Genomic DNA, 12,375 nt, shown 5'->3' with positions numbered 1-12,375 from the left:
TCCCTGAGCGCTGCGCGCTCAGGAGAGAACCGCCTCGCTGCGCTCGGCGGGGCTCGGCTCCGCCGAGCCAGAGCCGGCCCTTCGGGCCGGGAGTCCTGCGCTTCGCTCCGGACAAGTTCGGGTTCCGCTGCGCTCCACTCGCGCTTCGCGGCCCCAGAGAGGAGGCCCTTCGGGCCTTAGGGTCCCTCTGCGCTGCGCGCGGAGGCCCGCGCTTCGCGCAGGCGGTGGAGCCGCTTCGCGGCCTCAGTGAACCCCTCGCTTCGCTCAGGTTTTCTGGCCTGCGGCAAGAAGGCTGGCCTTCGAGCCTGAGGGCCCGCTCCGCGGGCCTTGAGCTGGCCCTTCGCTTCGCTTTGCCAAGGGAACAAGCCTGGCTCCGCTGGGCGATGGGCCGCTACTCACGGCCTGGAGGCTGTCCTTGAGGCCGGGTCCTTCGCTTCGCTTCGGACCTGTCTGGGCTCCGCTGCGCTCCACCCAGGTGAGCTCCGCTTCGCCGGGCTTGAGCGAACGAGCTCAGTTGCTGAACCAAGCCATGAGATTCAAGGCGTAGAGAACAGGGTCTGGTTTGTCGTCCGTTGTTGGGCGAGCGGAGGGAGTTGGAGAGGGCCTTAGGGGAGCGGGTGTTAACGGCGTTAACTCCGTTAACGGGGTGGGGACAGGCGTGTTTCAAAGTGGTGCGTGGATAAAGATGGGAATCAGTCAGATTGCCTGGGGGTGTTGGGGGGTCTGGATGGGGGCGGAAGCGGTGTTTCGGGAAGTGATGGCGCGTCAGATAGCTCGCTGGCGGACGGGTGGGAGACGGCGTTCAGTTCGCGCAGCGCGGCAGGAGACGGCCTATATAAGGTACGGAGATGCGTTGCCGCAGGTCAGGGCGGGGGTAGGGGGGAAGTTATGTCCCCTCAGGAGGGACATAACTGGGGGGATGTGTCGCTGCTAGGGGGACAGAACGAGCACAAAACGTCAGTGGGGCTGACGCTATTTGGGCTAAAACGTCGGGGCAGCTGACGTTTTAGGAGAGATATGTCGGCGAACTGCTGGGGGGCTGGGTGGGGTTGGGATGGGGGCTGGGTGGGAGCCGGCGGGGAGGGGGTGGCCGAGATGTGTCCCTGCTGAGGGGACATAAGACACGCCGAACGTCAACGAGCGTGACACTTGTGTCACCCTTGTTGACATACTCTCCCTGCAGATCAACGAAGTGGAGAGCAGCCTCGTGTCATCAGAGCCACAACGGCGTCGGCGGAGTCCGGCGGATGCGCCGCGTCCTGATCTCCCCGTTGATGATGCGATCTCGGCGTGGAGTCAGCCGCTGGCTCCGGTCAAGGACCTGGACAGCCTGGCGAAGCGGTACCCGAGCCGGAAGCTGACGCTGGACGGCGAGCGCAAGCCGCTGGAGTTCTACGGGACGCAGAATCAGCCGAATGCGTTCTCGATGGACAGCCTCGAGTTCTTCCTGGTTATCGCCCAGTACTTCCGGGAAGCCTTGCCCCTGAGGCTGATCCTGCTGCTCATCGCGTGCCAGCGAGCGGGGGGGCGGATTCCTCTTACCCAGGAAGAGATGGCTACCATCCTGGACGTCAGTAGGACAAAGACGTCGGAGGCTCTGCACACCGTTATGTCTCATGGGATCGTCTTCAAGGTGCGGCGGGGTGTGTACCAGTTCAACCCGCCCTACAGTTACCGGGTGGCCGAGTTCATCCCGGGGACGGAGATGACGGGTGAGTTCGTGAAGGTGGAGCAGCACAGCACCATCTCGCAGATCCGCAGCGATACGAGCCTGCCCGACCTGGTGCGGTTCCCGTCGCTGGACCACATGCGGCAGGCCATCGAGGAACTGCGGGCCGAACGGGCCAAAGAACGCGCTGCGCGCCGGCTGAGCCGGGCGAAGCGCACGGAAGAAGGGACAGCTCAGTGAGCACCTTGCGATTCGCTGCGGTCAACGCCGACGGGCTTCTCTCTGACCTCGACCTTCCGCCTGCCGCCTACCGTGTGCTGCTGAAGCTGCGTTCGCTGAGCGAGCCGGGCGGGCGGATCCTCATTGACCAGGCCACCGTCGGTGGGCTGCTGGAGCTGAGCCGGCCGAGCGTCAACGCGGCCCTGCGGAGTCTGGAGCTCGCGAAGCTGGTCCGGAAGGTCCGCAACGGCGTGTACCAGATCAATCCCATGCTGGCCGGGTACAACTCCTTCGAGGACGCTGTCGCCGCCGTGAACGACATGGCGGCCGAGGAGCGGCTCGACGCGAGGGGGTACGTCGACAGCTACCACCAGGCGGTGGCGGCGTATCAGGACCAGCTGGCCGAGCAGCGCAAGAAGCGTGCCGCGCAGGCCGTGGCGAAGAAGGCCGCGGAGTCGAAGCGGCGGAGGACGTTGCACGCCGTGGGGTGATGCGGGCCCCGGCGGGCTTGTGAGGGGTGAATGAGGGTCCCGGGATGTCCCGGGACCCTTTTGGGTTTTGAGGGGCTGACAGGGGCGTTCAGGGGGTGTGGAGGGGATGCGGAGGGGGTGGGAGAAGGGGTGCTTGGATGCGTTGCCTCATCCCGGTCTCCTTCGGCCCCCGCTCCGTCAGAAGGCGAAGTCCACGTAGTCGATGTCCGTGAACTCGACCAGGAGGGACGTGGCGCGGGCCCCGTTGTCCTTGAAGTACATCTCCTGGAGGGCTTCGGCCGCGATCTGCCGGAGCTGGGCCTCGGCGGCGCCGGCTTCCTGGGCGGCGAAGAGGCGGCCCGCGTACTCGGGGGGGAGGTGCTGGGTGATGCGGCGCATGCGGCCGTCGTCGGTCGTGCCGGGGGCAGCGGTGAAGCCGAAGCGGGCACGGGTCTCGATGACCAGGCCGGTGGTCCTGGCCGCCTTGTCGCGGGCGCGCTTGCGCACCAGGGGCTGCCAGCGGCGGCGTACCTCGGCTTCGAGGCGGGCGGCGAGCTCGGGCTTGGGCTGCTTGATCTGGTTCTTGACGTAGCGCTCGACCGTGCGTTGGGAGATGCCGAGCGTGGCTGCCACGGCCTTGGTCGTTTTGAGCTGTTTGAGCAGGAAGCGGATCTGGGCGCCCGCCGATTTGGGGATCGGGCGGGTGAAGTGCTGTTCGTCGGCCTTGGTCAGGCTGTCGGAGATGTCGGACATCTGTTACTCGCCGTCTGCTGCTGCGTCGTGGCCCTTGATGTGGCGGGCGGGGTTGAGGCCTTCGTCGAGCATCCCGACGGCCCAGAGGAGGGGCTGGGTGCCCTCGTGCTTGACCATGCCGGGGCTGACGCCGAGACGGAAGCCGCCGGGGAGGGGCTTGCCGTCGGGAGTGCGCGGGAGGAAGTCGAGGGGGCTGGGGCCGTTGGAGAGGTACACCGCGCAGTCGGAGAGCACCGCGATGGGGTGCAGGCCCGCCGCTGTGGCGAGCTTGTTCATCTTGCGGTGCATGTTCACGCGGGCCGTGGAGATGACGGCGGCGCGGATGTCGGGGCGCCAGGTGGGGCGTTCGAGGGCGGGCCAGCGCTCGCCGGCGCGGTAGCCGGCGCCCTGGGGGCGTTCGCGGAGCTTGCCGATGCCGCCCTTGACGGTGGATTTGATCGCCGAGAGGACCGCTGTGGGGATGGGGGCGTCCTGCTTGTGGGTCGTCATCGCCTCGAGGAACTCGGGTTCGGGCATGGCCGAGGTGACGCCGAGGTCCGCCATCGTGACCATGTAGGCGTCGCGGAGGCGGGTGTACCAGGCGTCGAGGTACGGGCCGCTCTCGGGGCGGAGCCAGGCCTCGGTGGCGTGGATCTCGTGGCCAAGCTCCTGAGCGTAGGCCAGGGTCGGGGTGGCGTACCAGGCGGGGCCGGTCGGGGGCTTGCCGTGGGGGGTGAACGGGCTGGGGAGGCGGGGGTCGAGGGGGATCGCGGAGAGGTCCGCCAGCCAGCAGCCGGGGGTCGTCGGGTCGAAGCGCGGGCTCTTGGTGTGGGCGGCGGGGCCCAGGCCGACGGTGAGGCGGTTCGCGGCCGCGGCGAAGGCCATGTTGACGTCGATGCCGACGGCGTGGGTGCGGGTGCACTCCTCGTCGGTGAGGAGCTGCGGGTCGCGGATCCAGTCGTAGGCCTCCTCGTCGAGGACCTGGTCCGGGGTGCGCTGGTGGGAGCGGGGATAGAGCGAGGCGACCACGGGGTGTTCGTCGGGGGCCTCCGGGGGGGCCGGGTCGACGGGGCGGGTGAGGGAGCCGGGGACGGGGGCGGATTCCCAGGCGTTGGTGCGGGCGTTGCGGGCGGCACGGGTGGGGGGACGGACGGCCGTCATGAGTTCGAGGCCGGTGACGGCCGTGGAGCCGCGGGGGGTGAGGACGCGGGAGGCGTAGGTGGTGAGCAGCTCGGCGAGTTCCGGGGCCGGGAGGTCGGCGGTGTCCTCGCCCCAGGCGCGGGGGTCGAGGGCGCCCCAGGGGAGGATCGCGAGCTGGACGCACTGGCGGCCGGTGGTGGGGGTGGCGGGCCGGTAGACGCGGGCCCAGGGGCCGAAGCCGCGGCGGGTGAGCTGCCACTTGCTCTTGGCGAGCTGTTTGAGGACGGGGTGGTTGTCGGGCAGGCGGAGGGCGCGGCGGTCTTCGAGGGTGAGGGGAAGGCCCAAGGCCTCGGTGGCGGCGGGGGTGAGGACGAGGAGGGGGTCGCCGTCCTTGCCGTTGCGGTGGAGGCGGGGGGAGCGGAGGTCGGCGGCGCTGCTCAGGGCCCAGGTGATGAGGGCGGGGAGGCCGCCGGTGGTGGGGTGCTCAAGGACGAGGCCGCCAGCGGCGTGGGCGTGTCCGGTGCCGTCCAGGACGGCGAGCGGGCCGTTGCCTGCCGTGGGCGTATGCGTGGCCGTGGGCGTAGACGCAGACGTGGGCGTGGTGCGGGTACGCGTGGGCGTGCGGGCGGGGGCCGGGGGTGCGGCCTCGGGGGTGGGGAGCGCTGGGCCTTCGGCGGGGGGCGCTGGGGTGGGGGTTGGGCTGGGGGGCTGTGGCCCGCCCGGGTGGCCGGAGGTGGGGGTGGGTGCCTGCGGTTCGGGTTCGGCCGTGGGCGGCGCCGGGTTTTCGGGGTGGGCTGTGGGGGTGGGCGGCGCCGGGGTCTCGGGGTGCGGCTGCGGCGCGGTGGTGTTAACGCCGTTAACGGGGTGGAGGGTGGAGAGGCCCTCCAGGAGGCGGGCGTAGGCCGCGCGTTTGGGAGGGCGGGGGGAGGTCCGGCCGGTTTCCCAGGAGGTGACCGTTTCGCGGCGGACCGTGAGGGCCTTGGCGATCTGGTCCTGGCTCAAGCCGGCGGCCTCGCGCAGGCGCTTGCGCTCGTCCGGGTGGGGGAGCGGGTCCTGGGCGACCTCTTCGAGCAGGGCGTCGACCGCTGCGAAGAGGCCCTCCTGCTCGTTGGCGTCGGGCTGGGTGTTTCGGTTGTTCGGCATCGGTACCTCCACCGGAAGCCTATGTGAATCGCACCGCTGAACGCACATGAAACGCACGTGGGGGCGTTAACGGCGTTAATGCCGTCAGCGCCCCCGGCGTGGGTGGTGCCTTGGATGCCCGGCTCAGATGCGCAGCATGAGGAGTTCCGTGACGGCCTTGAGGTCGTCCGGGGTGAGGTGCGCGGTGAGGGCGTCCGCGATCGTTTCCGGGGAGATCGTGGAAATCGTGATCCGGGGCGTGGAGGCGGGCCCCGGGGCCGGGGCGGGCGCAGGGGCAGGGGCAGGGGTCGGCGGGGCGTTAACGGCGTTAACGGCGTTAACGCCGTTAACGGGGGCCGTGCGTTGGCGGGGGGGATTAACGGCGTTAATGGTCTCGTCCGCGGCGGCTTCCTGGGCCTCCTGGGGGAGGCGGCCGATGCGGCGGGCCGGTTCGACCTTGAGCTCGCCCGTCTCCACCTTCTCCTGCAGGGTGGGGGTGAGGTTCAGGAGGGTCAGCCGCTGCGAGACCCAGGCCGCCGTCTTGCCGAGGCGCTTGGCGACCTGGGCCTGGGAACCGTGGACGTCGACGAGTTCCTGGAGGGCGCGGGCCTGGTCCATGGGGGCCACGTCCACGCGGTGGACATTGGCGATCAGGGCCGATTCGAGGATGTCCGCCGCAGAGGTGGAGAGGGAGTCGTTGACGTGGATCTGGATGGTCTTCAGGCCCGCCAGGTGGGCTGCCGCCAGTCGGCGGTTGCCGTCGATCACGACGTACGGGGCCCGGCCCAGGCCGTCGGTGGTGCCCGGGTGGGCCTCCATGAAGGCCATGCGGGTGGCGACCGCGAGGGGCTGGAGCTGGCCCCGGGCGGTGAGGGATGCCGCCAGTTCTTCGAGCTCCGTGAGGTCTTCGCGGAGGTTGAACGGATTGTGTGCGAGGGCGTCGATGGGTACCTCGGACGGCGGGACCACCCCCGAGGTGGGCGCGCCGGTGGCTTCCGCGATCGCCGCTCGGCGGGAGCTGACGCCCGCCGGCTGGGCCCGGGCGAAGGATGCCGAGACGCCGAGCTTGTCGGCCTTGCTGCTCATGAGATCTCCCGGGCGAGGGCGCGCAGGGCGACGGCTTGGTCGCCCTTGGGGGCGTAGACGAAGAGGGGCTGCTTCACGCGGACCGCTTCGCGCTGTTCCTTGAGGTCGGGGACGACGGCGACGACCCGGGGATCCTTTATGTCCATCCAGGCCTGGAGGGAGGAGGTCGCGATGTAGCCGCGGCGGCCGTCGTAGAGGTTGACGACGAGGCCGAGGTAGTCGATGTCGAGGCTGAGGTCGTCGCGCAGGTCGTTGATCTGGGAGGTGAGCAGGTCGTAGGCGTCCGCCGACGAGTCCTCAGCCTGTACGACGATCAGCGCGCCGGAGGCGCCCGGCTGTTCGGTGTCGCGGCGGCGGCCGTAGTAGATGGCCGCGTCCATGCTCAGGCCGAGGCTCGGGGGACAGTCGACGAGGATGACGTCGTAGTCGGACTCGACGGGGGCCAGGGCGCGTTCGAGGGCGGCCTCGCGGGCGCGGACGGTGGAGAGGCGGACGTCGAGGAGGAAGGCGTCCGTGCAGGCGGGGAGGATGTGCAGCCGGTCTCCGAAGCGCTCGTCCGCGATGGGGGCGATCAGGTCGGAGAGCGGTCCCTTGGCCTCGCCGGCCATGTGGCAGGTGAGGCTGTCGCCGCCGATCGGGAGCGGCTGCTGGCCGAGCTGCTTGGTGAGGTGGCCCTGGGGGTCGAAGTCGATGAGCAGGACGCGCATGCCCAGACCCGGAAGGTCCTCCAGGTCCAGCGGGGTGGATGCCGGGTCCGGCTGGTGCTCCTCGTCCGCCGTGATGCGGGCCAGCTGGCGGGCGACGCGTACGGAATGGAGGGTCGAGGGGTCCTCGGCGAGGGCCTCGGCGGTGCCGGCGGTGATGGCGGTCTTGCCGACTCCGCCCTTCTGGTTGCACACGATGATGCGGCGGACGACCGAGGGCCGCTTGACCGTGGGGGCCGGGTTCATCTCCAGCCAGAGGCTGACGGCCTGGGCGAGTCCCTGGATGAGGGAGACGCCGCGGTCCTTGGCGTCCGTACGGAAGGAGTCCCACTGGCCGGCGGGCAGCCAGGTGGAGAACGATTCGGCACCGGAGGTGTCGACGGGGGAGGGGGCGGAGGCGAGCGCGCTCCAGTGGGCGATCCCCTGGTGGACGGCGTCCTGGATGTCCACCCGCAGTTGGGCGGTGCGGATCTTCAACTCCTGGCGCAGCCACGGGGGGAGTTTGGAGACGACCTTCTCTCGGTCGCTCTGAGACGAGGGCGAAGTCATGAGAGGGACTTTACTAACGTCCAGGGGTGCATGTGGGCGCCACGCTTGAGTTTTGCTAACGAATTGGCGCGTTTCCGGTTCTGGATACGCGACAGGGCGGCCTCGCACACGCCGTAGCGAGCACCCCCGTGGTTCACCACGGCGTGTGCGAGGCCGCCCTGGATACGCCGTCAGGCAGGCAGAGCGAGTCCGGCCCGGCACTCGGGCGAGCCCGCCGGGTCGAATCGGGGGATCCGGTGCGCGGGCACGATCCCGGGGAGGAGGAGGTTCCACAGGTCGATGACCCGGGTGTGGAGGTCCTCGCGGCCGGTGCGGACGTGCGAGGTGACCTGGATGCCGGTGAACGAGCCGACCAGGAAGGTCGAGAGGTCGTACACGTCGAGCGACGGCAGCACGTCGCCGCGTTCCTGGGCCGGTGTCAGACAGCCGTGACAGGTGTCGATCCAGGTGTTGTACGGGGCCGGGTCGGGGTTGGTGAAGGAGCCGAACTCGATGACCAGGCGGATGCCGGCGCGTATGCGGACGTCGGTGCGCAGCCCGAACGCCATCTGGTGCGTGAGGTCGATGACCGTCTGGAGCCCCGGGTTCTCGATGGCGGGGACGCCCTCGGCGACCTGGAACTGCTCGTCCATCAGGGTGCGGGCGAGGGCTTCCTTGGACGGGAAGTGGAAGTACAGGGCGCCCTTGGTGACTCCGGCGTGCTTGACCACGTCGCTGAGGCTGGTGCCGTCGAACCCGGAGTGGTCGAAGGCTATGGCCGCGCCGTTCAGGATGGCCTGCCGGGTGATCTCGGCCCGTTCCTGCCTGACCCTCGCCACGTGTGCGTCTCCTGGTCGGTCGGTGTACGGGCGGATCCCGCGGGGGGTCAATCTAGTCGGCGCACCGTGAAGAAAACCAGTCGCCCAGTACTTTTTGATGGATGGGTGCGGGGTTGGGCGGGGGTGGGGGGTTAACGGCGTTAACGGCGTTAACGCCGTTAACGGTGGCGGACCATTAACGGCGTTAACGGCGTTAACGGCGTTAACGGTCCTGGGGCGGGGCGATGTTCTGGTGCATGTCGAGGCAGCCGCAGCCGCCGCAGCCGCCGCAGCCGTCGCAGCCGTCGGCGGGAGACTTCTTTCAGCGAGTCGTTCGGGTGGGGGCGGCGTTGTCGCGGGCGGGTGCGTAGCCAGGGAGGGAGAGCGTGGTGACGTCCGCGCCGGCCTTCAGCATCCAGTCGAGGATGCGGCGTCGGCTGAGCATGCCGTTGCGCAGGCGCAGGCCCAGCTTCGAAGACGGGGCGAGGAAGGGGCCCGTACGGTCGCCGCCCTTCTGACAGCCCTGGGCGTAGGCGCGGAGCAGGGACTCGTAGCGGGTGAAGGCGGCCCGGTGGTCCTCGGGCGAGCGGGAGAGCTCGCCCGCCAGGACATACGCGGCCACGGTGCCGGTGCCGGTGCCCATGCCGCCGATGGTCGCGCCGCAGGCGGAATCGCCGACGAGGGCGATCCGGCCGCGGGACCAGGTGGGGACGTCGGCGCGGCTGATCGAGTTGAAGTAGAGGTCGTCGGCGGTGGTGAGGGAGTCGAGGAGGCGGTCCACCTGCCAGGGGAGGCCCGTGAAGTTCCGGCGGAGGAGGGCCTTCTGGGCTTCGGGGTCGTGGCGGTCGTAGGTGAGTTCCGGGGAGGCGAAGACGAAGAAGGCGCGGGCCCGGGTGGGGTCGGTGTGGTCGATGCCGACGCTCGCCAGGCGGCCGGGGGCGTTGTAGCCGGTGGAGCCGGTGCCGGGGCGCAGGTCCAGGTGGTTGGGGAGGCTCCACGTGGCGGCGTAGTGGCCGAGGTGGGTGACGTGGTCGGCTTCCGGGCCGAAGGCGAGGCGGCGGACGTTGGAGTGGAGGCCGTCGGCGCCGACGACGAGGTCGAAGGCGCGGGGCGGGGAGTCGCGGAAGGTGACGTCCACGCCGGTGGCGGTTTCGGTGAGAGAGGTGACGGAGTCTCCGAAGACGTACTCGGTGAAGGGGAGCGAGGTCTCGTAGAGGACGCGAGAGAGGTCACGCGCAGGACCTCGATGTCGCCGCCCGCGAACTCGGCGGGGAGGTGGAGCAGCTGCTTGCCGTGGGCGTCGACGAAGGTCATGGGGGAGCCGCCGGTCTGGATGCGGCGGAGTTCTTCGAGGACGCCCATGCGGTGGAGGACGGAGAGGTGGGTCTCGCCGCGGAAGTCGACGGCCTGGCCGCCGGGGCGGAGGGCGGGGGCGAGTTCTACGACGGTGGGGCGGAAGCCGTGGCGGCCGAGCCAGTAGGCGAGGGCGGGGCCGGCGATGCTCGCGCCGGAGATGAGGACGGTGCGGGTGCCGGCCGCGGGGTGGGCGGGGGCGTGGGGGTGGAACATGGGGGCTCCCTCGGCTAACTGTGTCCGGCGGACACTGAAGCGATACCGTGTACGGTAGACGCAATTTTGGTGTGAGCACAAGGGGATCCGATGACGAATGACCAGTGGGGCGCGGCCGTGCGGTTGTTGTGGGGGCCGCCGGCCAAGCCCGCGCGGGGGCCGAAGCGGGGGCTCACGCTGGAGGGCATTGCTCTGGCGGGTATCGGGATCGCCGACGCGGAGGGGCTGGGCGCGGTGTCGATGCAGCGGGTGGCCGGGGAGTTGGCGGTCACGAAGATGGCGCTGTACCGGTACGTGCCGGGGAAGGCGGAGCTGGTCGCGTTGATGGTGGAGAGCGCGATGCCTGTGCCGGTGTCTGTGTCTGTGTCTGCGGCGCTGAGTCCGGGTCCGGGTCCGGGCGCGGGTCCGGGCGCGGATGCGGGGGCGGATGCGGGGGCGGAGTCCGCGGGCGGGGGGTGGCGGGAGCGGTTGGAGGCGTGGGCGCGGGAATTGCTCGGAGGGTTCCGGCGGCATCCGTGGATGTTGGAGGCGACGGTCGGGGTACGGGTGATGGGGCCGCGGGAGCTGGGGTGGATGGAGCGGGCACTCGCGGCGATGGACGGGTGCGGGTTGAGCGGTGCCGAGGCGATGGACGCGGTCGTGCTGCTGGCCGGCCACGTACGGGGGATCGCGGAGCAGGAGCGGGCGGCCGGTACGGGGGAGGGGCCGGATGCGCAGCTCGCGGTGATGCTGGGTGAGGTGATGCGGACGCACGGGGCGGAGTTCCCCGCGCTTGGCGCGGCGTTGGCCTCGGCGGCGGAGCACGGGGGGCGGGACCAGGCGCTGGAGTTCGGGCTGGAGCGGATCCTGGACGGGCTCGGGCTGCTGGTTGCCCGGCGGACGGGCGGGGCGTAGCCGCTCAGGGGCGGCGGTGTTAACGGCGTTAACGGTCGGGCGCGGGACGGGCGGCGGCGTTAACGGCGTTAACGGTCGGGCCTTGGGAGGGGCCTCGGTGTTAACGGCGTTAACGGTCCCGGCCGGCCTCCGGGTGGGCGCAGAGAGGGGCGGCGGAGTTAACGGCGTTAACGATCCGGGCTTTGGGAGGGCGCAGGGAGGGGCGGTGTTAACGGCGTTAACGGTCGGGCGCGGGGAGGGGTGATGGTGTTAACGGCGTTAACGGTCGGGCCTTGGGAGGGGCCTCGGTGTTAACGGCGTTAACGGTCCCGGCCGGCCTCCGGGTGGGCGCGGGGAGGGGCGGTGGTGTTAACGGTGTTAACGGTCCCGGGCTTCGGGAGGGCGCAGGGAGGGGTGGTGTTAACGGCGTTAACGGTCGGGCTCGGGAGGGGCCTCGGCGTTAACGGCGTTAACGGTCCCCGCCTCCGGGTGGGCTCGGAAGGGATGGTGTTAACGGCGTTAACGGTCCCGGGCTTCGGGTGGGCGCGGGGAGGGGCGGTGGTGTTAACGGCGTTAACGGTCCCGGGCTTCGGGTGGGTGCGGGGAGGGGCGGTGTTAACGGCGTTAACGGTCGGGCGTCACCGTGTCGTCCAGCCGCCGTCCACGGACAGGGTCGTGCCCACGACGAAGGACGCGCGGTCGCTGCACAGCCAGGCGGCCGCCTCAGCGATCTCTTCGGGAGTCGCCATCCGCGGGAGGGGGGCCGACTGGAGGAGGACCTCTTCCATCGCCGGGTTCTCGCGGAGCCAGGCATTGATCATCTCGCTGCGGGTGGAGCCCGGGGCTATGGCGTTGACGCGGATGCCCTGGGCGGCGTACTCGCAGGCGGCGGCTTTGGTGAAGCCCAGGACCGCGTGCTTCGACGCGATGTACGTCGCCGTCACCGGGGTGGCCACCAGGCCTGCGGTACTGCTGTTGTTCACGATCGAGCCGCCGCCGTTGGCCAGCATGGCGGGGATCTCCTGGCGCATGCAGTTCCAGACGCCGCGGACGTTCGTGTCCATGACGGTGTCGTACGCGTCCTCGTCCAGCAAGTGCATGGGCCGGGGGGTCGCGCCGACGCCCGCGTTGTTGAACGCTGCGTCGAGGCGGCCGTACGTGGCGACCGCCGCCTCGACGGCGCGGGCCACGTCCTCGGTGCGGCAGACGTCGGCGACCACGTACTGGGCCTGGTGGCCGGCGGCGCGCAGCTCCTCGGTGAGGACGGCCAGTTGGGGCTCGCGGCGGGCGACCAGGGTCACCGAGGCGCCTTCACGGCAGAACACGCGGGCGGCGGCCGCCCCGATGCCGGCACTCGCGCCCGTGATCAGGGCCGACTTGCCCGGCATCAAAGATTTACTCGTCCCCGGCGTCATCGCGCGACCGTAACACGATGGGATGGACCG

Annotated in this window: 11 protein-coding genes; 4 read left to right on the top strand and 7 right to left on the bottom strand. The window is 70.3% G+C overall.

What is annotated here, in order from left to right; all coding sequences use genetic code 11:
• Positions 1-1,192: 1,192 nt before the first annotated feature.
• Together ACFCZ1_RS36285 and ACFCZ1_RS36280 are read left to right on the top strand one after the other, a co-directional pair.
• Positions 1,193-1,909, top strand: coding sequence for a hypothetical protein (locus tag ACFCZ1_RS36285; RefSeq protein WP_376682564.1), 717 nt, complete (start codon positions 1,193-1,195; stop codon positions 1,907-1,909).
• Complete coding sequence (locus ACFCZ1_RS36280; protein ID WP_376682563.1) at positions 1,906-2,379, top strand: MarR family transcriptional regulator; 474 nt, start codon at positions 1,906-1,908, stop codon at positions 2,377-2,379. The genes ACFCZ1_RS36285 and ACFCZ1_RS36280 overlap by 4 nt, the downstream gene beginning before the upstream one ends.
• A gap of 177 nt (positions 2,380-2,556) precedes the next feature.
• On the opposite strand, the gene tpg is transcribed toward ACFCZ1_RS36280, so the two are convergent.
• The 6 genes from tpg to ACFCZ1_RS36250 form a co-directional block, all read right to left on the bottom strand.
• Entirely contained in the window at positions 2,557-3,111 is a 555-nt protein-coding gene (gene tpg, locus ACFCZ1_RS36275; RefSeq protein WP_376682562.1) for a telomere-protecting terminal protein Tpg, read from the bottom strand.
• A gap of 3 nt (positions 3,112-3,114) precedes the next feature.
• Entirely contained in the window at positions 3,115-5,373 is a 2,259-nt protein-coding gene (gene tap, locus ACFCZ1_RS36270) for a telomere-associated protein Tap (protein WP_376682561.1), read from the bottom strand.
• 123 nt (positions 5,374-5,496) lie between these two features.
• Positions 5,497-6,438 (bottom strand): ParB/RepB/Spo0J family partition protein, encoded by a 942-nt coding sequence (locus ACFCZ1_RS36265; RefSeq protein WP_376682560.1) that lies wholly within the window; start codon positions 6,436-6,438, stop codon positions 5,497-5,499.
• A complete protein-coding gene (locus ACFCZ1_RS36260; RefSeq protein ID WP_376682559.1) occupies positions 6,435-7,691 on the bottom strand; it encodes a ParA family protein in 1,257 nt (418 codons plus the stop codon). Before ACFCZ1_RS36260 ends, ACFCZ1_RS36265 begins: the two co-directional genes overlap by 4 nt.
• Before the next feature lie 170 nt (positions 7,692-7,861).
• Positions 7,862-8,509, bottom strand: a complete 648-nt coding sequence (locus ACFCZ1_RS36255; RefSeq protein WP_376682558.1) for a ScbR family autoregulator-binding transcription factor — start codon at positions 8,507-8,509, stop codon at positions 7,862-7,864.
• A gap of 301 nt (positions 8,510-8,810) precedes the next feature.
• The gene (locus ACFCZ1_RS36250; protein ID WP_376682557.1) at positions 8,811-9,626 is read right to left on the bottom strand and encodes a hypothetical protein; all 816 of its coding nucleotides are present in this window, start codon (positions 9,624-9,626) and stop codon (positions 8,811-8,813) included.
• Between the two features lie 137 nt (positions 9,627-9,763).
• On the opposite strand from ACFCZ1_RS36250, the gene ACFCZ1_RS36245 reads away from it, so the two are divergent.
• Together ACFCZ1_RS36245 and ACFCZ1_RS36240 are read left to right on the top strand one after the other, a co-directional pair.
• Entirely contained in the window at positions 9,764-10,075 is a 312-nt protein-coding gene (locus ACFCZ1_RS36245; protein ID WP_376682556.1) for a hypothetical protein, read from the top strand.
• Positions 10,076-10,147: 72 nt separating this feature from the next.
• Positions 10,148-10,951 (top strand): TetR/AcrR family transcriptional regulator, encoded by an 804-nt coding sequence (locus ACFCZ1_RS36240; RefSeq protein ID WP_376682555.1) that lies wholly within the window; start codon positions 10,148-10,150, stop codon positions 10,949-10,951.
• Between the two features lie 617 nt (positions 10,952-11,568).
• On the opposite strand, the gene ACFCZ1_RS36235 is transcribed toward ACFCZ1_RS36240, so the two are convergent.
• Positions 11,569-12,318, bottom strand: coding sequence for an SDR family NAD(P)-dependent oxidoreductase (locus tag ACFCZ1_RS36235; protein WP_376682554.1), 750 nt, complete (start codon positions 12,316-12,318; stop codon positions 11,569-11,571).
• Between the last annotated feature and the right edge of the window lie 57 nt (positions 12,319-12,375).

Source organism: Streptomyces sp. NPDC056224 (genome assembly GCF_042267665.1).
In the GTDB taxonomy this organism is placed as follows: Bacteria; Actinomycetota; Actinomycetes; order Streptomycetales; family Streptomycetaceae; genus Streptomyces.
Note: the sequence above shows the minus strand (reverse complement) of the source record. Positions and strands in the feature narration are given on the sequence as shown.

Coding starts and splice junctions, on each gene's coding strand:
- ACFCZ1_RS36235 (WP_376682554.1), bottom strand. CDS start 12,318: ATGCCGGGCAAGTCGGCCCTGATCACGGGCGCGAGTGCCGGCATCGGG.
- ACFCZ1_RS36240 (WP_376682555.1), top strand. CDS start 10,148: ATGACGAATGACCAGTGGGGCGCGGCCGTGCGGTTGTTGTGGGGGCCG.
- tpg (WP_376682562.1), bottom strand. CDS start 3,111: ATGTCCGACATCTCCGACAGCCTGACCAAGGCCGACGAACAGCACTTC.
- tap (WP_376682561.1), bottom strand. CDS start 5,373: ATGCCGAACAACCGAAACACCCAGCCCGACGCCAACGAGCAGGAGGGC.
- ACFCZ1_RS36265 (WP_376682560.1), bottom strand. CDS start 6,438: ATGAGCAGCAAGGCCGACAAGCTCGGCGTCTCGGCATCCTTCGCCCGG.
- ACFCZ1_RS36260 (WP_376682559.1), bottom strand. CDS start 7,691: ATGACTTCGCCCTCGTCTCAGAGCGACCGAGAGAAGGTCGTCTCCAAA.